Here is a 23,452-nt window from a genome sequence, read left to right as displayed (position 1 = left end):
ATGGCTACTATGCGATCGCTTTATTTCCTCGTCCCCGGTGTCAGTAAAAAATTTGCCAGCGGTGGCCTCTTTGCCGAAATCAAGACCTGTGAACTGGCCCAACAACTGCAATCGGCCCATTTAGTCACCTACCGAGAAAAATCCCCAGATCACCTTTATTTACCGGAACTGCTGCCCCAGGTGCAGCCCCAGGAAGCTATTTTTGTGATCAGTTGGGGCTTTGATATTCCGCGTCTGGTCAAACAACTGCGATCGCATCCGGTGGTCTACCATGCCCACAGCACCGGCTATGGGTTTAAGCTCCCCAGTCGCATTCCCATTTGGGCAGTGAGTCGCAATTCCCTCGGCTATTGGGGGCAACGAGCACCGAATAATCCCTTGTTTTATCTACCCAATCAAATTTCCCCGGAATTTGAGAACTGGCAGCAAGAACGGGATATTGATGTATTGGTGCAAACCCGCAAAACTTCTAGCTATGTGCTCCAGCAACTGGTGCCCTACCTCCAGCAAAGATGTCGCGTAGAAGTGGTAAATTCCTTCGTGCCAGACCTTGCGGCCCTCTTTAATCGCAGTAAAATTTATCTCTATGATTCGGCGGAATATTGGCTGAATAATGCGGTGAGTGAAGGCTTTGGTTTGCCACCCCTAGAGGCGATCGCCTGTGGTTGCCAAGTTTTTAGTAGCGTCAATGGTGCTTTAGCAGATTACTTAGATCCGGGCTTCAATTGTCAAAAAATCAGTACCTATTGTGTCGAATACGATGGCGATCGCCTTTTGGCCGCCCTCAACAATCCCCCAGCCGCCACCAATGCCCAAGCCCTCTTGCAGGAATACCGCACCGAAACGATTCTGATCCGGTTTGCCACCATTCTCCAGGAGGTTAATCATTTCTTTGATTACCAAGGCCAATACTCAGGCAATATCCAACTCCAGCGACAAAATCCTCTCCTGGTGCGCCTCCGCTTAGCCCTCCGCCAACAACTTGCCCGGTGGCGCGCCTAATGCCATTTCATTTTTTTGATCTTTTATAAATGCTTTTTTGTAATCTTGATCGGCCATGACCATCGCCAGAACCATTTGCCTCGGCTTTCTCGGAGCTATTCTATTGGGTACGTTACTTTTGATGTTGCCTTTTTCCACCGCCTCCGGGGAATGGAATAGTCCCCTCGTCGCCCTATTTACCTCGACTTCCGCCGTTTGTGTTACAGGATTAATTGTGGTGGATACAGGCACAGCCTTTTCCAACTTTGGCCAGGGAGTTATTCTCCTGTTAATCCAACTGGGGGGACTAGGCTACATGACCCTCTCGACATTTCTCATGCTGCTGCTGGGGCGTCGGTTTGACTTGGCCCAAAAATTTGCCATTAAAGAATCTTTTGACCAACCCTACAACCAAGGGACGCGCAACTTAATTCGTTCGATTATCGCCACGACCCTAATTGGGGAACTGACGGGGATTTTCCTGCTTTTTGGGCGGTTTAGTCGAGATTTTGATCCTGGTGAGGGGTTATGGCTCGCAATTTTTCACAGCATCAGCGCCTGGAACAATGCGGGCTTCAGTTTGTTTGCGGATAGTTTAGTGGGCTATCAAAATTCTCTCCTGGTGAACGGGGCGATCTCTGGCTTGATCATTTTTGGTGGCATTGGTTATGAGGCGATCATCGAAATGTATCTGTGGTTGCGGCACCGTCTCCAGCGCAAAAGCCGACGCTTTACCTTTTCGTTGAATTTTGAAGTGGTCACCTCTACCACCTTCTGGCTCCTGGGTCTGGGGACTGTGGCTTTTTTGTTTGTGGAATGGGCCAATCCAACCACCTTTGCGGGGATGAGTTGGGGTGATAAGGCGATCGCCGCTTGGTTTCAATCGGTGACCACCCGCACCGCTGGGTTTAATAGCATTGACATCGGCAAGCTGAGTACCGCCGGACTGTTTATCACCATGGGTTTGATGTTTATTGGGGCGAGTCCCAGTGGCACCGGGGGCGGGATCAAAACAACCACCATTAATATCCTGGCGAATTGCACCAAATCCGTGCTCTATGGTCAAACCCGTGTCACTGTTTTTGACCGTGAAATTGCCCAGAGTATCGTTTTTAAGGCGATCGCCGTTGTTTTTGGTTCTGCCACCGTGATTACCATTGCTACGGCGATTATTTCCATCAGCAACCCTGAGATCGAATTGATTGCGATTTTGTTTGAGGTGATTTCGGCCTTTGCCACCGTTGGCCTGTCCACGGGGATTACTGCCAGCCTTTCCGCTGTCGGTCAACTGACCCTAATTGCCACCATGTACTGTGGTCGGGTCGGGGTGCTCTTGCTGATGTCAGCCATCGTCGGAGAAATCACCCCACGGCGCATTAGCTATCCCGAAGAAAATTTATTGGTGGGTTGAGCCGCAGCACCTCGGCCAGAGGAATGTCCCAAGGCTTCACCAGCGCTTGAAATTCGAGTAGGATCATCGGTTAAGATGCGGCGATCGCCTCCACAGCATTTTGAACCTTTCGCAATCACATTAGCCACGAGTTAACAACCATTTGGGTTTTGGAGTAAAACAAACGGTGAATTTACGGAATTGGAATTTTCTCTTTCAGGGTTTTCGGCAGGAAGAAAGTCGTCAGTTTGCGGTCATTGGCCTGGGACGATTTGGTCGCGCCGTCTGCACAAAATTACACAACATGGGCTACGAAGTCCTTGGCACCGATATCAACCCCAAATTAGTCGCCCAGGTGGTTTCCGAAAAACTCGTCTCCCACGCAATGCAATTGGATTCCACCGAAGTGATGGCCCTGCGTCAGGCGGGCATTTTTGAATTTGACACTGTCATCGTGGCGATTGGGAATTACCTCCAAGAAAGCATTGTCACAACCTTAAACGTGAAGGAAGGGGGTGTCGAACATGTGGTGGCTAAGGCCTCCTCGGAGGTACACGGTAAGCTCCTGAAACGGGTGGGGGCCGACCGCATTGTTTATCCAGAAGCAGAAGCTGGGGCCGCCCTCGCGATGACCCTCACAAAACCGTCAATCCTCGACCGCTTTGATATTGACGAAGAACACAGCATTGTTGAGATTAAAATCCCAGAGGCTTTCCATGATAAAACCCTAGCGGAACTGTCCCTACGGGCTAACTACGGGGTGAATGTGTTAGCAGTGGGCAATGAAGAGCATTTTGAAATTAACCCTGGGCCAGAGCATCGCCTGGATAAGTCGCTAATGATGATGGTGATTGGGACTAATGACGCGATCCATCGCCTACCGTTGTCCTAAGTTGTCCCGTCCCATGACCAAACCCTATCAACGGATCCCCATCGCAACCAGTGATGACCCCCTGGTGCCAATCCCCGCAGGTCTTTTTTCTTTGGTGACGCCCCACCCCTACATGGCTTTGGGGGCTGATTATGGGGGGCGATCGCCTTATTTTTTGCGCCGCCGAGTCCTCGACAAACTCATCCAAGCCCAGAATTTCTTACGGGCTGCCCATCCAGAATTCCAAATTCAAATCTTCGATGCCTACCGACCGATCCCGGTGCAGCAATTCATGGTGGACTACACTTTCACCCAGCTAAAAGGCGATCGCCCCTTAACTCCCCCCGAAACAGCCCAGATTTGGGAGCAGGTGTTGCAATTTTGGGCCGTGCCGAGCCGCGATCCAGCGACCCCACCGCCCCACAGTACCGGCGCGGCCCTGGATGTGCGTTTGGTGAACCGCGCCCAGGAACCTCTACCAATGGGAGGAGAGATTGATGACATTGGCGATCGCTCCTACCCCGATTTCTATGCTGCCGCCACCACGTCCCCAGAGCAGCAGTACCATCAGAATCGGCAACTGCTCCGGCAGGCCATGGAACAGGTAGGCTTTGTGATTCACCCCAACGAATGGTGGCACTTTTCCTATGGGGATCAGCTCTGGGCCTGGCAAACCCAAACGGAGATCGCCCACTACGGTAGAATCTAGGACACAATTTTTCTGATAAATAATGGCGCGTAAACCCTGGTTAGAACTGCCCTTAGCAATCTTTTCCTTTGGCTTTTATAAAGTCAATAAATTCCTAATTGGCAATCTCTACACTTTGTATTTAGCGCTGAATAAAAAAAATGCAAAAGAATGGCGCATTATTGGAGAAAAATCCCTCCAAAAATTCCTCAGCTTACCCGTTTTAATGACCAAAGCGCCCCGCTGGAATACCCACGCCATTATCGGTACCCTGGGGCCACTTTCTGTCGAAAAAGAACTCACCATTAACCTCGAAACGATTCGTCAATCTACAGAAGCTTGGGTCGGTTGTATCTACGACTTTCCGGGCTATCGTACGGTGTTGAATTTCACGCAACTCACCGATGACCCCAGCCAAACAGAACTCAAGATCTCCTTACCCAAGGGCAAATATACCGTCGGTTTACGCTACTACCACCCCAAGGTGAATCCCCGCTTTCCGACAGTTAAAACAGACCTAGATCTAACCGTAGCGACCTTGGTCGTTTCGCCCCAAAATAACGACTTTTATCAAACCCTAACCCAGAAAACAAACCCTTATTTTCGTCTGCTCCACTACTACATTTTTACGCTATTTAAATTTCGGGATGTCTTACCCGCAGCCTTTGTCAAAGGAGAATTTCTGCCCGTTGGCGCCACCGACACCCAATTTTTCTACGGCGCTTTAGATGCAGCAGAACGTTTAGAAATTACTATCCAATCACCTTGGCTGCAGGCATTTGATTTTTATCTCACCTTCTACAACCGCGCCAGTTTTCCCCTGCGTTGGCAAAAAATCACCGAAAATTTGACCTGTGATCCCCTGGGAGAAAAAGGCTACTACTTAATTCGGATGCGGCCCCGCACCCAAGCAGCCGAGGCACAATTACCGAGCGTTGTGGGCAAAGAAACCCAGGTTACGCCCCACCAAAAAAAACTGGCAATTCAGTCGTTATAAATAGCCATGTTCCTGGAGGAAGTCGAGGCCAATGTCCGGGGCTTTTTGCTCCCGTTGGTAACTGACAAATCGCTGGACATATTTCGCGAGGATATCCCCCTCTAGGTTCACCCAACTGCCTGGCTTGAGATAGGCCAAATTGGTTTCGGCGTAGGTATGGGGGATCACTGCTACTTTGAACCACTGGCCCAGGCGATCGCATTCGGCCACCGTCAGACTAATGCCATTGACCGCAATGCTTCCCTTGGACACCAGACAAGGGGAAATATTCATGTCCCAAGTCGCTTGATAATCGGCGATCGCCGTAAACCACAATTCCCAGGCACGGTCAGTTTCGACAACCTTCTCTAAAGCGCCAATGGTATCCACATGGCCCGACACAAAATGACCACCGATCTTACTGCCCACCCGCAGGGACGTTTCAATATTCACCCAATTGGAGCGGGAAACGGCATCACCGAGGATGGTGCGCTTGAGGGTTTCGGGGGAGGCCGTAGCAACAAATCCTTGTTCGGCAATGGTTTCGACTGTCAGACAAACGCCATCTACGGCCACACTATCGCCGAGGACCAGATCCTGCATTACTTGACTGGCCCCATGGCCCTGGATATCGATGGCAAAGCGATCGCCACCAAGGGCTTTAACGGTACCAAGGGCTTGAATCAATCCAGTAAACACAGGGCGTGATGCGATCGCAGTAAAAGGGCCATTCGATTGTAGCGGGAATTGACCGAAAATCAGACCCAACATCCCCCCAGAATATCGAAGCTGTAGGATACTAGTTAGTAAGGGAATCAAATATTGCTCCCGTTGCCATCCCTACCCCGAGGCCCAGATCCATGATTGAAATGCACGTTGCTGGCATTGCCCTTGATGCCATTACTCGGAGCCCGATCATTCTCCTGAAGGATGCCTCGGAACGGCGTGCCTTACCGATCTATATTGCCCAGGATCAAGCCCGCTCAATTATGAATGTCTTGGAGCAAAAAACACCGCCCCGGCCCCTCACCCATGATCTCTTTGCGGATCTATTGGAAGCTTGGGATCTCACCCTCGATAAAATCATTATCCATGCCCTAGAAGAACACACTTTCTATGCGGTGCTTTGTACCTCCCAGGGGGAAGAAACCCAAGAAATTGACTGTCGCCCCAGTGATGCGATCGCCATTGCCCTACGCACCGAAAGTCCGATCTGGGTTGTGGAGGAAGTGATTTCTGAGGCTTCAATTCCCGTAGACCGAGATGCCGATGAAGAAGAACGGCAAGCGTTTCGCGCCTTTGTCGATCAACTCAGCCCCGAAGATTTAATTCGCCACAGCCAATCCGCCAATCCAGAGGAAAGCTAAACCGAGGGAGGGTTTCAAGGCGGATGACAATTTTTGTCTACAGCTACAGTGACCCACTCCTGGATGCCGCCCCAGAACCAGAACTATGGGGGGTCGAAGTTGATCGCATTTATAGCGATTGGGGACAACGGCAACAGCTCACCCAGTTACTCACGGATCTCGACACCGGCGATCGCCCTGATTATTTACTACTACATCGCCTCGATGAATTGGGGGATAACCTCAGCGAGATTGGCGATCGCCTCCAGCACATCGAAAATTATGGTGTGGGGATTATCGCTACCGAGCAAGACTACCAAAGCGATCAACCGCTGGATCAAAAAGCCCTGGGTCAACTCTTTCAAACCATTGGCGATCGCCTCAGACAACAAAAAATTCAACGGGGCCACGCCAAAAACCGCCGCCAATTTCTGCCCCCCCCAGGTAAAGCCCCCTACGGTTATAAACGGGGCCAAGACCGTTACCTCATCGACCGCAGTACCGCCCCCATGGTGAAAGATTTTTGTGAACATTTCCTCCTCTTCGGTTCCCTGCGGGGGGCTGTGCGTCACCTAGAACAACGCTTTGGGAAAAAAATTGCCGTATCCACCGGGCGCAACTGGTTAAGCAATCCCGTCTACCGGGGTCAGCTCCATTACTGCGACGGGACAACCATTCCCAAAACCCACGCCGCAATCCTCACCGACAACGAAGCCGCCCAAATTGATCGCCTCCTGCGCCGTAATCGTCCCCTCGCCCCCCGCAGTGCCAGTGCTCCCCGCTGTTTAGCCGGGCTGGTGCAATGTCAAACCTGTGGCAGTGCCCTCACCATTAGCCGTGTCAGTCGGCGTAATTATTCCAAAACCTATTTATACCTACGTCCCCTCGCCTGCCCCCGCAAGCCTAAATGCCGGGCGATCGCCTACGAAAAAATTTTCCGGGCCACCGTACAAAGCATTTGCCAGGAGTTCCCCGCGATCGCCCAGCAATACCAAGGCCCTTCCCTAGATCAGCAACAGGGCCAGATTCAGCAGGAGATTCAACAAAAGGAAAGCCTCATTGCCGCCCTCCCAGATCTCACGGCCCAGGGCATTTTTGACCCAGAAACGGCTGCCCAACGCCGCTATGTGCTGCGTAGCGAAATTAGCCAACTGCAAACCCAACTAAACCAACTTCCCCCTGCTAACCTGGGGGCTATCGCCAAAACCATTACCCTCGAATCTTTTTGGTATGACCTATCCGAAGCCGAGCGGCGCTTTTACCTGCGGGAATTTATCGAACAAATCCAACTCCACCGTACTAGCCGTGACGATTGGCAAATCCAGCTAAAATTCATTTTTTCGACCAGTTTCCGATACACTGATGAATGATTTAATTCAACTAAACCCTTATTAGTACAGCAATAATTGGCATGGAAATCGGGCAAAAAGTACAAATCTACCGTTTGCGGGATCGTGTTGGTAAAGATCTCGCCGATAAACTCGGTAAAGTAGGCACCATCACAGACTTTCGCGTCACCGACGGTAGCGGCATTGGGGCGATCGTGACCTTTGATGATAAAACCGCCACTTGGTTTTTTGGGGATGAACTGCGTCCTGCATCCTAGGACACATTTTTCTAACTGCCCAATTAGACCACCGAGGCGTCTCCCGTGGGGGGACGTTTTTTGTCGGTGCGCCAAAGCCAAAATTTCACCATAAACCGAGGGTAATTACCCTCACGCCTGAAACTTTTTTGCGGCACAATGGTCATCAAAGACGATCTATGCGCAACTCCATTGCCGATAAGCCCATGAAAAAACCTGCTCTACTAACTCTCATCTGTGGTTTTAGTGTCGCGATCGCCAGTGTGCCCTTCGCGCCGAGCCAAGCCCAAACTGCCAGCGATCTCGAAGGGAACTATCAACAAAGCGAAAATTCTTCCCTCTATGGCAACACAGATGGCTTCAATCCCTACGATTTGATCCACATGATGCGCTTAGGCAATAAGGATCCAGAACAATTCCGCGAGAGCACGAACTCCAACATTAACAACGCGGCTGCCGATTACCGCTCCCGACTACAGGAATATTGGCGTCAGAAAAAACAAGCCGAAACCTCTGCCGTTAATGGAACTCCGGAGGAAAGTTCGCTCATCACCCCCACAGAAACCTTCGAATAAAACCGACTTTTGTGGCCTCGGCCCATTTCCATTAGGTTCCCCATAGATCGATGCTTGATTACAACTCCAGATCGTCTGTGGGATTTTTCTTGGGGAAAATTTTATCTGACGATTATCGTTTCATTGCGGCGATCGCCCATCCCCAGACCACTAACTCTACAATGCGATAAAGCAGACTAAAGATTCATAAAACTCATAAAGTTCATATTCGCCATGTCTTGGGTCACAGCCTTGGCCCAGTCACAGTCTCAGGAGGAATACCATTTTGAAACGAATGGATGCGGGAGAATTATTAGAACGCTATGCGGCCGGAGAACGGGATTTCCGGGAAGTAGACCTGGAAGGGGCGTTTTTGGGGGGCGGCAACTTTGATGGGATCAATCTGCGGGAAAGTCATTTGTCCCGGATTGTGTTCACGGGGGCATCCCTTAAGCAGGCAAATTTTCGGGAGGCAGATCTTACTAATAGCAGCCTCCAAGCCAATCTCAGTGAAGCGAATTTAATTTCCTGTGACCTGACCGACGCGAATTTAACCACCGCCCAACTCACCTATGGGGGACTCCGGGCAGCCAATTTAACCAATGCTCAACTGGTCTCAGCGGATCTCAGTTGTGCCACCCTCAACGAAGCGATTTTGCGGGAAGCTAACCTGACCAATGCGACCTTAACGGATGCCTTTATTGGGCGGGCGAACTTAACCCAGGCCAACCTAGAAGGGGCCAACCTTGCCAATGCAAACCTCACCAGCACCATTTTGATCGGCGCGAATTTAAAGGGGGCCAACCTTTCCCACGCGATTATGCACGGGGTCAATGCCACCGGGGCGATCGCCGACCACGCAGACTTTAGCCAGGCGAAACTCAATAGCGCCAACTTTACCAACGTTAAACTGCGCCAGGCGGTACTCCGGAAGGTACAAATGGCCTGGACAACCATGCGGGGGGCAGATCTGAGTGAGGCCCAACTTTTCCGCAGTAAGCTTTATTGGTCAAATTTCACCAGTGCGAATCTAACCCGGGCCGTGCTGCTGGATGCAACGGTGGATCAAGTAAATTTCCACAACGCGATTTTTGATGGGACAATTCTCCCCGAAGGTCTTGATGTGGGTAATTAAGTGAAATTTCTGGGGGTTGATTTTGGTTGGACGTCCGGTGCCAGTGGTTTGTGTTGTCTAGAAATACAGGATCAGCAATTGGCGATCGCCCAGTTTGATCTGCTTCTTGATCCCGCCGAAATTGTCACTTGGGTTGCTCAACTGCTCCCGAAAGAAACAATGGGCCTCGTTGCCGTTGATGCGCCGACAGTTATCCCTAACGAAACGGGAACACGCCTCCCGGATCGCCTCACCCACAAATATTTTGGGAAATACCACGCGGGTTGTTATCCAGCCAATTTAAACCGCCCCTTTGCCCCCCGCACCACCCAATTGGGCTTTGATCTTGAAGCCTTGGGTTTTGGCCATGCCCCGGAAATTGACGCTCGAAAACCGGGCCGTTACCAGATTGAGGTATTTCCCCACCCAGCGATGGTGCGTCTATTTCAGCTAGAGCGAATCATTAAATACAAAAAAGGAAAGTTAGGCGATCGCCGCCAGGAATTATTACGTTTGGTGAGTCTAATTGAAACGGTATTGACGATTCTTACCCCGCAATTAAGCCTAAATCACCGCTGGGACGATCTCGTTCAACCGATCCCAACAGCCAAAGGTAGTGATCTCAAGGAAATCGAAGACCGCATCGATGCCTTAGTTTGTGCCTATGTGGGCGCCTACTGGTGGTACTGGGGCCAGGCGAAAAACCAAACCCTTGGCGATCGCCACTCCGGTTACATTATCGTCCCAGCACCTGTTACGATGGGTGATCAGCAATCATAAATTGTGAATTTTTAAGATAAAAAATTACGTTCCCTTACAAAAGTTTCTATTGATATGACAGTAACGGCTGAAGCTCCTCCCCAAGAAAAAGTAAAACGTCGTGTGGTGTTCCCCTTTACGGCGGTAATCGGCCAAGATGAAATGAAACTGGCCCTCAAACTCAACATCATCGACCCCAAGATCGGCGGCGTGATGATCATGGGCGATCGCGGTACCGGAAAATCCACCACCATCCGTGCTTTAGCCGATCTCCTGCCCGAAATCGAAGTGGTTGCCAACGATCCCTTTAACAGCGACCCCAAAAACCCCGAACTCATGGGCGATGAAGTGCGGCAAAAACTCGAAAACAACGAACCAATCGAGGTCGCCCGCAAAAAAGTGCCGATGATTGACCTGCCCCTCGGCGCAACAGAAGACCGGGTTTGTGGCACCATCGACATCGAAAAAGCCCTCTCCGAAGGGGTGAAAGCCTTTGAACCGGGCCTGTTGGCAAAAGCAAACCGGGGTGTCCTCTATGTGGATGAAGTTAACCTCCTCGATGACCACCTGGTAGACGTGCTCCTCGACTCCGCCGCTGGTGGTTGGAATACCGTTGAACGGGAAGGGATCTCCATTCGTCACCCTGCCAGTTTTGTCCTCGTTGGTTCCGGCAACCCCGAAGAAGGAGAACTGCGGCCCCAACTTCTCGACCGTTTCGGGATGCACGCTGAGATCCGCACCGAACGCAATCCCGAACAGCGCGTTGAAATCGTCGAACGTCGTTCGGCCTTTGACCAAAATCCCACAGAGTTTCTGCAACAATACGACGCCGAGCAAAAAGCAGAACAGGAACGTCTCGTCCGCGCCCAGGAACTTTTACCCCAGGTCACCATTGATCGAGAACTAAAGGTAAAGATCTCCGAAGTTTGTTCCGAAGCGGATGTGGATGGTCTCCGGGGTGATATCGTTACTAACCGCGCCGCCAAAGCCCTCGCCGCCTATGAAGGCCGCACCGAGGTGACCGTGGATGATATTCGCCGTGTGGTTACCCTTTGTCTACGGCACCGTCTGCGGAAAGATCCCCTCGAATCAATTGATTCTGGTTACAAAGTCCAGAAAATTGTTGCCCGCGTCTTTGGTCTAGAAGAAGACGAGTAAACCATTTTTTGATTGCATAACATTACATCCTCAGGGCTGGAGAAATTCTCTCCAGCTTTTTTGTTCGCTAGTTATCGTGACTCCCTAAAAGTTGATGACGTAGTTTTTTAATTTGATCGCGGAGTAGAGCGGCCTGTTCAAATTCGAGATTTTCGGCGGCTTCTTTCATTTGCTCTTCTAGCTGCTTAATCACATCGGGAATTTTTTCGAGGGGGACTTCCTCCATATGTTCAACAACTTGCTGTAATTGCTGGGTATTTAAGCGGCGGGAAATATCGAGAAAAGATAAAATTGCATTTTCATCCCGCTTTTTGATCGGTTGGGGAGTGATGTTGTGTTTTTTGTTGTAGGCGATTTGGATAGCGCGGCGACGTTCTGTTTCGGCGATCGCCTTTGCCATACTATCGGTGAGATTATCGGCGTAGAGAATCGCCTGACCCCGCACGTGGCGCGCCGCCCGACCAATGGTTTGGATTAAAGACCGTTCTGCCCGTAGGAACCCTTCTTTATCTGCATCCATAATCGCGACGAGGGAAACCTCCGGTAAATCTAAACCTTCTCGGAGTAAATTGACCCCAATTAAAACATCAAATTCCCCTTTGCGGAGCGCCTGCAAAATTTCAATTCGTTCGATGGATTTAATCTCAGAATGGAGATATTGCACGGCTACCCCCTGGTCACTGAAATAATCCGTTAAATCCTCCGCCATTCGTTTCGTTAAAGTGGTAATTAAAACTCGTTCTTTTAATTTTTCCCGCTGACGAATTTCCCCTAATAGATCATCCACTTGTCCGTCGGTGGGGCGCACATCAATTTCTGGATCGACAACGCCTGTGGGACGAATGACTTGCTCAATAACCTGCGCTTCTGATTGCTCGATTTCCCAATTACCGGGGGTCGCAGAAACAAACACACATTGATTGACTTTTTGCCAAAATTCTTCTGATTTTAAAGGGCGATTATCGGCGGCACTGGGCAACCGAAATCCATGATCAATTAAGACTTTTTTGCGGGCTTGATCACCGTTGTACATCCCCCGAATTTGCGGCACAGTGACATGGGATTCATCAACCACTAAAAGCCAATCTTCAGGGAAATAATCAATTAAACATTCGGGGGGTGATCCGGCTTCCCGTCCGGCTAAGAAACGGGAATAATTTTCGACTCCATTACAATAACCAACTTCCTGTAAAAGTTCGAGATCATAACTCGTTCGCTGCTTTAAACGCTGGGCTTCAAGGAGTTTATTTTCTGCTTCTAAAACTGTGAGTTGACTATCTAATTCGGCTTTGATTTGTTCGCAGGCGATCGCCAACTGTTCTTGGGGCGTAACAAAGTGGCGGGCGGGATAAATATTAACCTGATCGAGGCTTTGTAAAATTTCACCCGTGACGGGATCAAGGAGACGAATCGCATCAATTTCATCGCCAAAAAATTCGACGCGAATCACCCGATCTTCGTAGGCAGGGACAATTTCTAAAATGTCGCCCTTCACCCGAAAATTGCCGCGACTTAAATCGGTATCGTTGCGGTTATATTGCACGGTCACAAGTTGCCGCAGTACCGCCCGTTGATCCAGTTCTTCCCCAACCTTTAGGGAAAGAGCTGCCTTTAAATATTCGCTCGGAATTCCTAAGCCGTAGATACAGCTAATGGAAGCCACCACAATCACATCCTTGCGTTCAAACAGCGATCGCGTGGCGGAGTGGCGCAACATATCAATTTCGTCGTTGATCGAAGCCGTTTTTTCAATATAAGTATCGGTGACGGGAATGTAGGCTTCCGGTTGATAGTAGTCGTAATAACTAATGAAATATTCCACGGCGTTGTAGGGAAAAAATTGCCGCAACTCGTTACAAAGCTGGGCTGCAAGGGTTTTGTTGTGTGCCAAAACGAGGGTGGGTTTCTGCATCTGGGCGATCACCGCCGCCATCGTAAAGGTTTTGCCCGTGCCCGTCGCCCCCAAGAGGGTCTGATATTTCGCTTGGGATTCTAAGGATTGCACCAATTTGGCGATCGCCTGGGGTTGATCACCAGTAGGTTCAAAAGGGGCGTGGAGACGAAACAAAACATTACTCCCGTTAGACATAACTTAAATTAATGAGATACTTTAGAAACAATGTTGCGAATTTATGACAAAGTGTGTCTAAGATCAGCAAGGAATCTTTGTCCCATCATTTGGGATAATTGAAGTAAAGTAACGAAAAAATTCTTAAAACATAATCCTACTCAAAATTTTGATTCAGTAGGTGTTGGCTCAGATACCTCAAGGAGAAATCCCATGACCACCGAAAATTCGACTTCCACGAACGATAGCACAACTAAAAGTCCCACCCGTTCCCGTAGCACGGCGAAAAAAGACGAGGTGGTTGCTCTCTCTGTAAAAGAGCCTGCCAAATTAGGCCTCCCCAATAATCGCCCCATTGAACCCAGCCACCTCAAGGTCACCAGTACTTTTCGCTCTTCTGGTGCAGATCGCCCTGTGACTGCGGGCACGATGGATATTTCTAGTACGATGACCGTTTCTGGGAATCGCCCGATTATGGCCAGCCACCTCCAGGTCAGCGACACCATCGTCATTATGGGGAATCGCCCCGTGGCCCCCAACGAAACCGATGATATGGCGACTTTGATCGGCTACCTCGACTAACTTTACAAAGTGGCGAAACAATGGCGATCGCCAAACCATTTCCCCTATTTCCTAGGGGTTTTTTTGTGGAAAATTTTAACGAAGCTGCTTGACCATCCGGTAGTTTGTCAATGTTTGTTGGTGGCGTTGAACCTGTTGCTCTTGGAGAAGCCGAAACCCCAACGCTACAAAAAAAGGTTTCGCGGTAATACTGGCTTCAACGGTTAGGGTGCTGAGTTGTAACTGGTCTGCTTGGGCGAGGAGTGCCTGATAGAGTTGGCGACCAATGCCCCGCCGTTGGTGGTCTTTGTGGCAATAGAAACAGCCAATGTGACCCGCTGGCGAAAGTTCCGCAAACCCAAGGATTTGTCTATCCTCTTCGGCAATGTAAGTAAAGCAAGCATGACAACGGGTTTCCCAATCGCGGAAATACAGGTCATCGGGTGCCCAGGCTCGCAGTTGGGCCGGGGAATAGTCCTGGGCATTGATGGTATGGACAGTGTCGTGGAACAGTTGGGCGATCGCCGGAATATCCTGAGTTTGAAACGGACGAATCGTAACCATAACAACCCTTTAGACATTTTGTAGAAATGGGAAAATTCCGGCCTTTCTCATTTGGGGCAATTACTCACAGATGATTGGCTTCCGCAAGGGGAAACCTAAACGGGGAAGCGTTTCATTTTGGCGATCATCTGGAGATTCCCTAAAATAGGACTTATCTGGACTGGAAGTTATAGCAGTCAAGCAATACGTACAGTCAAACTAGCATATCTTATCTTTTGGAAAGTGCTCGATATAATGCACATAAATCATTCACAGTAAAAGTTCTCGACGGACATACTTTCTACAGAACAATCGTATATCTCAAACTGTGGTGCCACATACAAAGCTCTTTGGTTATAACTTTGAAGATATGCAGGCCAAAGAACTATACTTATGCCTTGTTTTTTATCTGCAGAAATAAAGCTTGCACTACAAATTTTAGTTCCACAAATTACTTCCGGCATTCCGTCAACATCTCTGTTTAAGATTGGATCTGGACTAGGTATCCAACCAACAGTGATAAGTTCTTGCCTATAATCTTCATATCTAGTTAATCCGTCAGTAGGCATGAGATCTGCCCAAGCCTTATCCATAAACAACAGGAAAAGTAAGCTAACGGGAAAGATGGTTGGAATTAAAGATTTGTTTATCATTTTAAACGGGGAAGCGTTTCATTTTGGCGATCGCCTCTTTGGCAGTGCGCATGAGAACAGGTTTAATCTCCGGGATTTGGGGGATTTGCCAGAGGACATCGACCGTGCGCCGTAACATCCGCACAATGTCCCCTTCATCGAGGCTGGTATTTTCACAGAGTTCTGTCCACTCGACTCCCAAGGCCCACTGCTCCACGAGGCCAATAAATTTACTTTCAAGCCAAACGGGCATGGTCACACCGCAATGTTTTTGCACTTGGTACAGTTGCCGACGCAGTTCCCACAGGCTAACGGGGTTATGGCCTTGGTCTTTTTTGCGGATGCCCAGCACTTCTAAAACGGCATTGGGTTGAGAATAATCTGTCCAACTATCACCCCGGGGCGGTTCGCTGATGATCGCACAGATAGCGGCGGCCAAATGTTCCGGCGCGAGGTGATCTAATTGGCCCGAAAGCAGACACAGCGCCAACCATAGTTCGTTTTCCCCACGAATTGTTGCCGCAGTACGCCCTAAAACCGTTGGCGTATAGCCGTCGAGGGCACGAAATTCTTGTAAGACTTCAATCAGGTTCAGGAAATCTTGCCAGTAATAGGAACGTTTGTTGGCATGTTGACGGTAGAGGGTTTGGCGACGGTTTAATTCTTTGCGGAGGTCTTTGCGCCGCTGGTGACGCTTGAGGAGTTTGCCGGGTTTGTCCTGCTGGCTCAGGGGAGAAGCGGCAAATTTGGCCTGGACAGCGGCAAAGCGTTGTTTTTGGGCTTCTACTTCAGGGGCTTCGGTGAGGGGCAGAAGGTAATCGGCGATCGCCGCCACGAGGGGAAAAGCTTCAGCATCAATTCTGCCATTTTTCCCAAGGGTGAGATTTTGATCAATGGGTAACGGAATTTGCGCCAGTTGATCGGCGGGAAAAAGACCTTCATTGAGGGCAACCACGTCCGTTTCTTTAATTAGGTACCAACGTTTATCGGTGCCCAGACACAGAAACTGCTGTTCCTCAGTTTGTTCTACAAGGACGGCGGGAACCGCTTCTTTGACCCGCAGGTTTTTCCCTTTGAGGTGCAAAATGGAGCCGAGGGGAAGCTGATCCAACAAGGGGGCCAACAGTTTACGGTTTTCGAGTTCCGCCTGCTCCCGGAGAATCCCCAATAGCCGTTCTTCTTCCTTGAGCCGTTCCTTGAGTTTGCTGTAGCGTTCAAACTGCCGTTCATCAAAAGCCGCGAGGTCAATGTCGAGGCGAGCAATTTCCGTAGTCAGTTCGGCGATCGCCTCCTGTTCCGGGCTGAGTTGTTGTTGTACCTGATATTCCGCAAAACTCCGGGATAAGAGTTCCTTCGATTCTTCCAGGCTATGTTTCTGCAACAGATTAAGCACCATACCGTAGGAAGGCGTAAACCAACTGCGCAACGGTTCTGCACTAGAGAGGGCAAGGCGAGAGGCTTCTTTTGCCCCTTCAAAGGGCGTTTCCACAGTGACCACATAGCCCACTTTATCCATGCCCCGACGACCCGCGCGACCCGCCATCTGCAAAAATTCCGAAGGTGTCAGCATCCGGTGTCCTTCATCGGTACGTTTCGAGAGGGCAGAAATTACCGTGGTGCGGGCGGGCATATTGATCCCTGCGGCCAAAGTCGCCGTCGCAAACACCAATTTCACGAGGCCCATTTCAAACAGCTTTTCAACCAGTTCTTTCCAGGCTGGCAGAATCCCCGCATGGTGGGCGGCGATGCCCCGCAGTAGAGGTTCCACCTGTTCAGGACGGGCAAATTTTGACTGTTGGGCGAGGTATTGCCAAAGCTGTTCACGCAGGGGGAGATTTTCCTGGAGATAGTCCACTAGCTTTTCGGTAGAAAAGGGATTTTTGGCGATGAAATCCAGCACTAGGGCTTTAAATTCTGGGGTGTCATCACATTGATTGAGGAGCTTTTCCTGGAGCTTCCCTTGGTTATCTAAGAAAAAGTGCAGCAGGGTCGCTTCCAAGAGTTTGGCTTCTTCTGGGGAAACGAGGGTGATGTCGTTGAGTTGGGTCACCGAGCGATCGCAGCCCCGCCGACTAAAGATAATGTAAATCGCGGGCAGGAGATCCTTTTGGCGGAGTTGGCGCACAATGGCAAATAAACTAGGACAATCTTCCCGTTGGCGTTTTTTGCGCTTACCTTGGGGAGCATTGGTACGCGATCGCAAGCGCGAATTCATTTTGCTCCCTCCCTGATCCAGGAGCGGGTACAAGCCTTTTTTATTGCTGTAAAGAAACTCTAGAGGTACGGGGCGGTGGTCAGAATCAACTAATTCGCAGCGGTGTTCTTTGCTGTTGGGGTGGTCTTCATGGGCCGCTTGGCGGGTTTTGTTAATCCAGGCGGTAAAAATTTCTGGGTTGCCGATGGTCGCCGACAGGCCAACAATCTGAATTTCTGAGGGACAATAAATAATTGATTCTTCCCAGACAGTGCCGCGACCGCGATCGCTAATGTAGTGGCACTCATCCAAGACGACCGTTGAAACATTTTCCAGGGACGTGCCCACCTGACCAATGGGGGTTTCGTAGAGCATATTTCGGAAAATTTCCGTGGTCATGACGACGATGGTCGCCTGGGCATTGATGATGATATCGCCCGTGATCAAACCCACTTGTTTTTCGCCGAAGGTTTCGCCAAAATCCCGGAATTTTTGGTTGGAGAGCGCTTTCAGGGGAGTAGTGTAAAAAACCCGCTGCCCCATGGCGAGGGCCCGGTGGATCGCATATTCGCCAATGACAGTTTTACCGGAGCCAGTCGGCGCACAGACCACCACGGATCTGTCGGCATCGAGGGCGGCGATCGCCTGTTTTTGAAATTGATCTAACTGAAACGGAAAAACTTGATTTAAATCTACTTGCAACCTAACCCACCTTTGCTCCTGATCCGGTACTTTGGCCTAACGAATTCGGTCTACCGAAATCAAAAAACTGTTTATGCTATGAATTTTTTGTTCAAAATCCATTATAAAGGGGAGTCCTCCAGGCCCAGCGGGAAAATGCCAACCTGGCTTGCCCAAAAAATGTGCTGTGGACAGTGCCTTTCGCTGCGCAAAAAACGATGGAGCGTTGAAATTCTATGCTTCTGGGCTGTGGTCTGGCGTTTGATTGCTGAGGGACCAATGGTATTCGTAGGGGATACGGAGCTGGTCACAACTGCGCTCTAATTGCTTTTGTTGAGAAAAAGCCTTGCGTAGAGTGAGGATCAATTGCTGAATTTGGGTCTGGGTCATGGGATCTTTGGCGGCGACCCGTTGGGCTTTGCGCTCCAAAATTTGCAGGATCGTTTCGTAGTGGATGTGGGAAGGCAAGGGTAAAGGTTCCATAACAATCAAAAAGTATTGCGCAGACTTTGAGGTCTCACTATATCAAAGCTTTGGGGGCAACTTTTGGACGGGCGATCGCCAACCCCAAATTCCCAGGGGCAAAATTTCTGCCAGAATACTGACCCCCCGCATCAAGGCCACGATGGTTAACAGGCTGCCAACACCGACATTTGTATTTCCCACTGTTTCTAAAAGGGCGAGGGCGACCACTTCAAATACCCCCAATCCCCCCGGTGCCCCAGGAATAATAAATCCGGCCAACCACGCCCCACTAAAGACCCCCAGCAGTTGGGGAATCTGGGAGGCACTCAAGGGGGCGATCGCCCACCAAGTTAAAAGAAATCCCGTCCCCCGTAAGCCAATGAAAATCAGTTCTCCCAGCAGGGGTTGCCAGGGATAAATGTTCAACTGTACCGGGTCATGATCCTGGGTTTTCCCTTGGGAAACTTTTTGGATGACAGGATTGAAAAAGTATGGATGAATGCCACCGAGGATACCAATCAAGCCCAGGGGCACCAATAGTTTTAAAAGCGGCAATTGCTCCAGTTGCGCGAGGCTAAGCCCCAACCCTAAGACCATGGCGATCGCCGCCGCCGCTGCCAATAGAAGGGGTTCCAATAGCACTGCTAAACTAGCTACGCCCCAGGGACTCCCCACCGCCACAATGCGGGTCATTCGCCCATAGAAATGCCAAATATTCCCCGGCAAATACTTCGCCATGTTCGTCCGCAGATATAAGGCGATCGCCTCCCCATAACCAAGGGGCACCCGGAACAGTGTGAGAATCCGTCCCCACACCAATGCCGACCATATATGGGATGATGTCGTTACTAAGACACTTGCCCCCACCAAGAGCCACCCCCGACGATCCAGACGAATTTGGGCCACCTCTTGCCAATGGTTCCGGAGGGTTGCCAGCAAAAAAAAGAGCGTCAGGCCAACAATAAACCAACGCAAATAGGGCTTGAGCCGCGATAACTTTTCTTTCAAAATTCCTGCAATACCCTTATGACTGACTCGATTCAACACTGCGGGCATTATAGAGGCTCATGGCCTTCTCCACCCCTTCCCGGAGACTCAGGGCCAATGCTTCTTCCGCAAGCCCTAGGACATCATTTAAAACGGGCTTTTCTGCTGGCGCAAACTTCCCAAGCACGTGGGAAATAGTCGGTCGGTCTCCTTTGAGTTGGGTTTTGCCGATGCCAATGCGTAAGCGGGGAAATTTCTGGGTGCCGAGGTGAGAAATAATGGATTTGATCCCGTTGTGACCCCCTGCTGATCCTTGCAGACGCAACCGCAGTCGCCCTAGGGGGAGATCCATATCGTCATAGACCACCAGTACCGATTCCGGGGGAACTTTGTACCAATCAATCACAGCCCGTAAAGACTGTCCAGAACGGTTCATATAGGTGGTGGGTTTGAGCAAACCGAGTTTTTGGCCGTTGCGGCGCACCTCCGCCCAAACCCCTTGAAATTTTCGATTGTCTTGGAGGGTCGCACCCCAATCTGCGGCGAGGCGATCAACAAATTCAAAACCAATGTTATGGCGTGTGTGATCGTACTTTGGTTCTGGATTTCCCAGTCCCACAATCAACTGGGGAATGACGAGTGGTTTGTCTTGACCCATAACCTCACAAAATACTTAGTAGGACTTCGACTGCTCAAAGAGCGTTTCTAAGTATACTCTGGCGCAGGTACGGTAATTTTCTGCTTCCCGTGGGGTTTGTCCTTCCCCGGTTTGGAGCAGAAACTGGGACAATGCCGCCGCAAAAACCCGGTCTTGATCCCAATTGGGATGGGTTTCTAGGTAGTCGGTTAGGGATTGGTGTAGGGCTTCGGGAATTTCGGCCAAAATGCTCACGGTGGGGTTCATCATTAACTTTAGCTCTGTCGGAATCTGCGGGACGGAAAAATCAAACTAGCGAGGGACGAAGGAACGGATTTCGAAACTGCTAAAAAAGGGTCTTGGCGTTTTGTTCGGTTTCGTCTGTCGTCGCCCTATTGTTGTCTATGGAGGGGTGGGTTTGTCAATATTGCAAAATGTTACGCCAAGGCGATCGCCTTTTTGTTATCTACGAAAAATCAAGGGTTTCAGGCGCATTTTGTTTACGGTTCTTTACATTTATGCGCCCTTGCAGTGTGGATCTTGAGTTCAAAAAGAGAATTCCCCAGACCAATGCCAAGCCCCAAGAAAATCGTTTTGAGCTGTGGAAAACCTGGGGAAAGTTGTGGAAAAAATGAAATAGATTGGGGAAACCATGGGGAATCATTGGGGGAATTTTTGCGGGAAAAATAAGAATTGCAAATTTGTGAGGAAAGATGAATTTTGTCAGGATTTTTGTGTGAACTACCCGACGCTCATTACCGGGCAATAGAGCGCGGGCTTCCTGTTTCAACGGGAATCGCATCCAACAAAACAGACGTTTTACGGGTTGTCTTACATTCCCTCTATAGGCCGTATCGCTGGTTCCTAACGACAATACTTGTACTGAGTCCAGTCGAAGTATCCGCAAGCCTTCATTCTTGATATTGATTGCCACATTAACGTCTCGATCACGGCGGGTACCACACCCATCACCAGTCCAGGGCCCATACATCCAACGGTAAACTCTCTACCCGGTTTAGACACACATGGCAGGTCTTAGAACTGGGAAAAAGCGGTCAATCTCCAGATATGTTTTTCCCTCCCATTCCGCTTTGTACTTGATCTTGGGCAAATGGTTGATTGTTCCGTTTAGTCAAGATAACGTTCAAATGCAGACTGCTTAACGTGAATAAAACGTGGTGACAGAGGCGGCAAGGCACCATATTCGTTAAATGACGTATCATATTCCCAGTCACGGTTAGGCGCACCATATAGCTGACTACTCCAAGTGCCAGAAACATACCTGGGTGTGCCCAAGCTTACAAAAGAGCCACGATATCTTAGTGTTCTACCACCCCAGTTTTCAGAAAAGCGTGGATAATTTTCTAAACCGCCGTTATAACCACTTGTCGCCGCAGAGTTGGTAATATCTGTATTCGCCAGGAAAGCACTATTGATTTCGGTGTTCACTGCATCTACTTTATTACCTCCAGGGTTATTAATATCAGGGTTACAGCCCCTACCAGAAGCCTTATTGACCAGGCCATCTTGGTTTCGACAGGCTTCAGATAAGACATTAAGAGAGTCAGCTAATACACTGGCAGGCTGTTTATTCACAGTATTGTAGTTGCCTTGTACATAAACAGCTTGATCGCTGGCAAATGTCAAACCAGTGGGATTACGATTATTTGCGGTACTTGACAAAGCCATTAATTGTTCACCACCACTCAAAATAAAACCATAGGGGCTATCGGAGGTTTTCGTTTTCGAGTACTCATCTTGGTCAATTGTTCCATGGAAAACGAGTCCGCCTTCACTCTCATCTTGAGCGGCCAAGCCTAATTTTTGAAATGATTTATTAGGAGCACTATTATCAGGATCTGCGCGTTCAAATAGCAATTCATCTGCTTTTTCATATTGATCTAAATTGCCCTGATTATTGTTGAAATCCACATAAATGCCATCACGATTCCACGCTGCCAAACTCTCAAAATCAAACTGTAACAATCTCATATCACGGCCTTCGCGGTCGTTATAGAAACGGTAGGTAGAATTATGACTGGAATTATCTCGACCAATATCCCTAATTGGAGCCGGAAGGAAACAGCGTTGGCCCTGTTCAATATTATTTGAATCTTTGTAAGAAATGGCAGCAACTTGCTTTGGCGTCAAGTTAAATAATGTGTTTTGCTGCGATTGAGTAAGACTTATTCCCAAACGAGTTTCTACTGTTGTTTTAAAAGCATTTTTTAAGTTGCTTAAATCATTTATTTTAGAGTCAAGTTTAGAAAACTGAATTGGTTCAACTTGAGCGGCGATCGCCGTTTGTAGCGATTCAATGATTTTGCCTTTTTCTTCATTATTACTGGTAATGGATGAAATATTTGGGCTAGAAAGAGCCGAACAATAGTCCGCATTTTTTAAATCATTTCCCAGCATTACTGGCTGTCGCAAACTTCGTAATTGTCCTTCTGTAAGGTCTCGATACGTCCCTGCGCTATCACGAACTTGAATTTCAAACGGAACTTTTTGCAAATAATTATTTGAACTCGTTGCTGCAGGTTTATATTCAATCCTCAAGTCTGCCTTCTGATAATAAGCGCCGGAAGTATCAAGAAATGAAGGAGAAGGAATAATAACAGGATCAACACCAACTTGTACTTGCGTTCCCCAAGCCGCTTGAACACGGTCTGGATCCATTGCGTTAGTAGTCTGGTTGGTACTGCCGGTGCCGTTGCGGAGGAGATTGAGCCAATTACCAGCCGCATCTCTAATTCGTACTCTGCCGTCAGGATAAGTATCATTATTATTTTTACGTCGATTGAATAAGCTGCCACCAACGGTTACTTGTTCAGGTAAGTTTAGTCCATTGTTGTTATTTGCCCCTAGATATAAACTGCCATTAGTATGTACGGGCCCTTGTAAGTTCATTGTTGGCCCTGGCAAGATTTCTAAGTCATTTGCATAAAAAGCCGCAAACTGAAACATTGGAATTAAGCGGCTTGTGATATCCATTTTCAGGCTTGCTCCGAGTTCTGAACTAGGCGCTGCTGTTTCTTTTGCGACTGAATGAATGGCAAAAGCATATTCCAACATACTGAGATTTTGGAATAGCTCACCCCTTGGTACGATTCCTGGACGTGGGTCTCCGCCATTTTTGGCGATGATATATGAAGCAGCTAAGTACAGGACAAAAATTGTATGGGGTGAAACCCTGACCCAAGTAGAGGTTGGGTAGAAACGGTAAAAAAGCGACGTAATAAGTCAAAACCATAGCGAAACA

24 protein-coding genes are annotated in these 23,452 nt (G+C 49.2%); 13 read left to right on the top strand and 11 right to left on the bottom strand.

All coding sequences use genetic code 11. The features are described from left to right. From AACT35_RS06070 to AACT35_RS06050, 5 genes are all read left to right on the top strand, one after another. Positions 1-1,002, top strand: coding sequence for a glycosyltransferase (locus tag AACT35_RS06070; RefSeq protein ID WP_254048001.1), 1,002 nt, complete (start codon positions 1-3; stop codon positions 1,000-1,002). 55 nt (positions 1,003-1,057) lie between these two features. Then, positions 1,058-2,392, top strand: a complete 1,335-nt coding sequence (locus AACT35_RS06065) for a TrkH family potassium uptake protein (protein ID WP_030007335.1) — start codon at positions 1,058-1,060, stop codon at positions 2,390-2,392. A 166-nt stretch (positions 2,393-2,558) separates the two neighbouring features. After that, positions 2,559-3,263: a potassium channel family protein gene (locus tag AACT35_RS06060; RefSeq protein ID WP_065717367.1), complete on the top strand. Its 705-nt coding sequence runs from the start codon at positions 2,559-2,561 to the stop codon at positions 3,261-3,263. Next, the gene (locus tag AACT35_RS06055; protein ID WP_254048000.1) at positions 3,232-3,951 is read left to right on the top strand and encodes a M15 family metallopeptidase; all 720 of its coding nucleotides are present in this window, start codon (positions 3,232-3,234) and stop codon (positions 3,949-3,951) included. The genes AACT35_RS06060 and AACT35_RS06055 overlap by 32 nt, the downstream gene beginning before the upstream one ends. Positions 3,952-3,973: 22 nt before the next feature. After that, on the top strand, positions 3,974-4,927 hold the full coding sequence (locus tag AACT35_RS06050) for a DUF6208 family protein (RefSeq protein ID WP_099239065.1): 954 nt from the start codon (positions 3,974-3,976) through the stop codon (positions 4,925-4,927). Here AACT35_RS06050 and ribE read toward each other — a convergent pair. Further along, positions 4,922-5,605 carry a riboflavin synthase gene (gene ribE, locus AACT35_RS06045; RefSeq protein WP_099239077.1) on the bottom strand — a complete coding sequence of 228 codons (684 nt, stop codon included), beginning with the start codon at positions 5,603-5,605 and terminating at the stop codon, positions 4,922-4,924. The two genes, AACT35_RS06050 and ribE, sit on opposite strands and share 6 nt — an antisense overlap. Before the next feature lie 161 nt (positions 5,606-5,766). Between ribE and AACT35_RS06040 the strand changes: the two genes are divergently transcribed. The 7 genes from AACT35_RS06040 (at position 5,767) to bchI (ending at position 11,422) form a co-directional block, all read left to right on the top strand. Next, positions 5,767-6,273 carry a bifunctional nuclease family protein gene (locus AACT35_RS06040; RefSeq protein ID WP_030007331.1) on the top strand — a complete coding sequence of 169 codons (507 nt, stop codon included), beginning with the start codon at positions 5,767-5,769 and terminating at the stop codon, positions 6,271-6,273. Positions 6,274-6,296: 23 nt separating this feature from the next. Further along, positions 6,297-7,622, top strand: a complete 1,326-nt coding sequence (locus AACT35_RS06035; RefSeq protein WP_099239063.1) for a recombinase family protein — start codon at positions 6,297-6,299, stop codon at positions 7,620-7,622. A 41-nt stretch (positions 7,623-7,663) separates the two neighbouring features. Beyond that, a complete protein-coding gene (petP, locus tag AACT35_RS06030; protein ID WP_012307858.1) occupies positions 7,664-7,858 on the top strand; it encodes a cytochrome b6f subunit PetP in 195 nt (64 codons plus the stop codon). 158 nt (positions 7,859-8,016) lie between these two features. Next, the gene (locus AACT35_RS06025; protein WP_030007329.1) at positions 8,017-8,412 is read left to right on the top strand and encodes a hypothetical protein; all 396 of its coding nucleotides are present in this window, start codon (positions 8,017-8,019) and stop codon (positions 8,410-8,412) included. 274 nt (positions 8,413-8,686) lie between these two features. Beyond that, positions 8,687-9,526 (top strand): pentapeptide repeat-containing protein, encoded by an 840-nt coding sequence (locus tag AACT35_RS06020; RefSeq protein WP_030007328.1) that lies wholly within the window; start codon positions 8,687-8,689, stop codon positions 9,524-9,526. After that, complete coding sequence (locus AACT35_RS06015) at positions 9,527-10,285, top strand: DUF429 domain-containing protein (RefSeq protein ID WP_099239061.1); 759 nt, start codon at positions 9,527-9,529, stop codon at positions 10,283-10,285. Between the two features lie 54 nt (positions 10,286-10,339). Beyond that, positions 10,340-11,422 (top strand): magnesium chelatase ATPase subunit I, encoded by a 1,083-nt coding sequence (gene bchI / locus AACT35_RS06010; RefSeq protein WP_012307853.1) that lies wholly within the window; start codon positions 10,340-10,342, stop codon positions 11,420-11,422. Between the two features lie 67 nt (positions 11,423-11,489). Here the strand turns inward: bchI and uvrB are convergent, their stop codons facing one another. After that, positions 11,490-13,511 (bottom strand): excinuclease ABC subunit UvrB, encoded by a 2,022-nt coding sequence (uvrB, locus tag AACT35_RS06005; protein ID WP_099239059.1) that lies wholly within the window; start codon positions 13,509-13,511, stop codon positions 11,490-11,492. Positions 13,512-13,703: 192 nt separating this feature from the next. On the opposite strand from uvrB, the gene AACT35_RS06000 reads away from it, so the two are divergent. After that, complete coding sequence (locus tag AACT35_RS06000) at positions 13,704-14,072, top strand: hypothetical protein (RefSeq protein ID WP_030007324.1); 369 nt, start codon at positions 13,704-13,706, stop codon at positions 14,070-14,072. A 75-nt stretch (positions 14,073-14,147) separates the two neighbouring features. On the opposite strand, the gene AACT35_RS05995 is transcribed toward AACT35_RS06000, so the two are convergent. From AACT35_RS05995 to AACT35_RS05955, 9 genes are all read right to left on the bottom strand, one after another. Next, a complete protein-coding gene (locus tag AACT35_RS05995; protein ID WP_099239057.1) occupies positions 14,148-14,615 on the bottom strand; it encodes a GNAT family N-acetyltransferase in 468 nt (155 codons plus the stop codon). A 245-nt stretch (positions 14,616-14,860) separates the two neighbouring features. After that, the gene (locus AACT35_RS05990) at positions 14,861-15,187 is read right to left on the bottom strand and encodes a hypothetical protein (RefSeq protein ID WP_143596775.1); all 327 of its coding nucleotides are present in this window, start codon (positions 15,185-15,187) and stop codon (positions 14,861-14,863) included. A 61-nt stretch (positions 15,188-15,248) separates the two neighbouring features. Then, positions 15,249-18,122: a DEAD/DEAH box helicase gene (locus AACT35_RS05985; RefSeq protein WP_099239055.1), complete on the bottom strand. Its 2,874-nt coding sequence runs from the start codon at positions 18,120-18,122 to the stop codon at positions 15,249-15,251. Positions 18,123-18,335: 213 nt separating this feature from the next. After that, entirely contained in the window at positions 18,336-18,584 is a 249-nt protein-coding gene (locus AACT35_RS05980; RefSeq protein WP_041443595.1) for a DUF5340 domain-containing protein, read from the bottom strand. 42 nt (positions 18,585-18,626) lie between these two features. After that, on the bottom strand, positions 18,627-19,574 hold the full coding sequence (locus tag AACT35_RS05975; protein WP_254047999.1) for a hypothetical protein: 948 nt from the start codon (positions 19,572-19,574) through the stop codon (positions 18,627-18,629). Between the two features lie 16 nt (positions 19,575-19,590). Then, positions 19,591-20,211 carry an aminoacyl-tRNA hydrolase gene (gene pth / locus AACT35_RS05970; RefSeq protein ID WP_099239052.1) on the bottom strand — a complete coding sequence of 207 codons (621 nt, stop codon included), beginning with the start codon at positions 20,209-20,211 and terminating at the stop codon, positions 19,591-19,593. Between the two features lie 15 nt (positions 20,212-20,226). Further along, on the bottom strand, positions 20,227-20,457 hold the full coding sequence (locus AACT35_RS05965) for a DUF2811 domain-containing protein (RefSeq protein ID WP_030007319.1): 231 nt from the start codon (positions 20,455-20,457) through the stop codon (positions 20,227-20,229). Between the two features lie 199 nt (positions 20,458-20,656). After that, positions 20,657-21,124: a hypothetical protein gene (locus AACT35_RS05960; RefSeq protein WP_216820534.1), complete on the bottom strand. Its 468-nt coding sequence runs from the start codon at positions 21,122-21,124 to the stop codon at positions 20,657-20,659. A gap of 194 nt (positions 21,125-21,318) precedes the next feature. Then, positions 21,319-23,265, bottom strand: a complete 1,947-nt coding sequence (locus AACT35_RS05955; RefSeq protein WP_099239049.1) for a hypothetical protein — start codon at positions 23,263-23,265, stop codon at positions 21,319-21,321. Positions 23,266-23,452: the final 187 nt, after the last annotated feature.

The organism is Synechococcus sp. BDU 130192 (assembly GCF_963876085.1).
GTDB lineage: Bacteria > Cyanobacteriota > Cyanobacteriia > Cyanobacteriales > MRBY01 > MRBY01.
This window is presented reverse-complemented; position numbering and strand designations above follow the sequence as displayed.

Excerpts from the sequence above, each read along its gene's own strand:
- pth (WP_099239052.1), bottom strand. The coding sequence starts at position 20,211 with ATGGGTCAAGACAAACCACTCGTCATTCCCCAGTTGATTGTGGGACTG.
- AACT35_RS06000 (WP_030007324.1), top strand. The coding sequence starts at position 13,704 with ATGACCACCGAAAATTCGACTTCCACGAACGATAGCACAACTAAAAGT.
- AACT35_RS05995 (WP_099239057.1), bottom strand. The coding sequence starts at position 14,615 with ATGGTTACGATTCGTCCGTTTCAAACTCAGGATATTCCGGCGATCGCC.
- petP (WP_012307858.1), top strand. The coding sequence starts at position 7,664 with ATGGAAATCGGGCAAAAAGTACAAATCTACCGTTTGCGGGATCGTGTT.
- AACT35_RS06035 (WP_099239063.1), top strand. The coding sequence starts at position 6,297 with ATGACAATTTTTGTCTACAGCTACAGTGACCCACTCCTGGATGCCGCC.
- AACT35_RS06025 (WP_030007329.1), top strand. The coding sequence starts at position 8,017 with ATGCGCAACTCCATTGCCGATAAGCCCATGAAAAAACCTGCTCTACTA.
- AACT35_RS06020 (WP_030007328.1), top strand. The coding sequence starts at position 8,687 with ATGGATGCGGGAGAATTATTAGAACGCTATGCGGCCGGAGAACGGGAT.
- AACT35_RS06065 (WP_030007335.1), top strand. The coding sequence starts at position 1,058 with ATGACCATCGCCAGAACCATTTGCCTCGGCTTTCTCGGAGCTATTCTA.
- AACT35_RS06040 (WP_030007331.1), top strand. The coding sequence starts at position 5,767 with ATGATTGAAATGCACGTTGCTGGCATTGCCCTTGATGCCATTACTCGG.
- AACT35_RS06055 (WP_254048000.1), top strand. The coding sequence starts at position 3,232 with ATGACGCGATCCATCGCCTACCGTTGTCCTAAGTTGTCCCGTCCCATG.
- AACT35_RS05955 (WP_099239049.1), bottom strand. The coding sequence starts at position 23,265 with ATGTTGGAATATGCTTTTGCCATTCATTCAGTCGCAAAAGAAACAGCA.
- AACT35_RS05990 (WP_143596775.1), bottom strand. The coding sequence starts at position 15,187 with ATGGATAAGGCTTGGGCAGATCTCATGCCTACTGACGGATTAACTAGA.
- AACT35_RS05965 (WP_030007319.1), bottom strand. The coding sequence starts at position 20,457 with ATGAACCCCACCGTGAGCATTTTGGCCGAAATTCCCGAAGCCCTACAC.
- AACT35_RS06070 (WP_254048001.1), top strand. The coding sequence starts at position 1 with ATGGCTACTATGCGATCGCTTTATTTCCTCGTCCCCGGTGTCAGTAAA.
- uvrB (WP_099239059.1), bottom strand. The coding sequence starts at position 13,511 with ATGTCTAACGGGAGTAATGTTTTGTTTCGTCTCCACGCCCCTTTTGAA.
- bchI (WP_012307853.1), top strand. The coding sequence starts at position 10,340 with ATGACAGTAACGGCTGAAGCTCCTCCCCAAGAAAAAGTAAAACGTCGT.
- AACT35_RS06050 (WP_099239065.1), top strand. The coding sequence starts at position 3,974 with ATGGCGCGTAAACCCTGGTTAGAACTGCCCTTAGCAATCTTTTCCTTT.
- AACT35_RS05980 (WP_041443595.1), bottom strand. The coding sequence starts at position 18,584 with ATGGAACCTTTACCCTTGCCTTCCCACATCCACTACGAAACGATCCTG.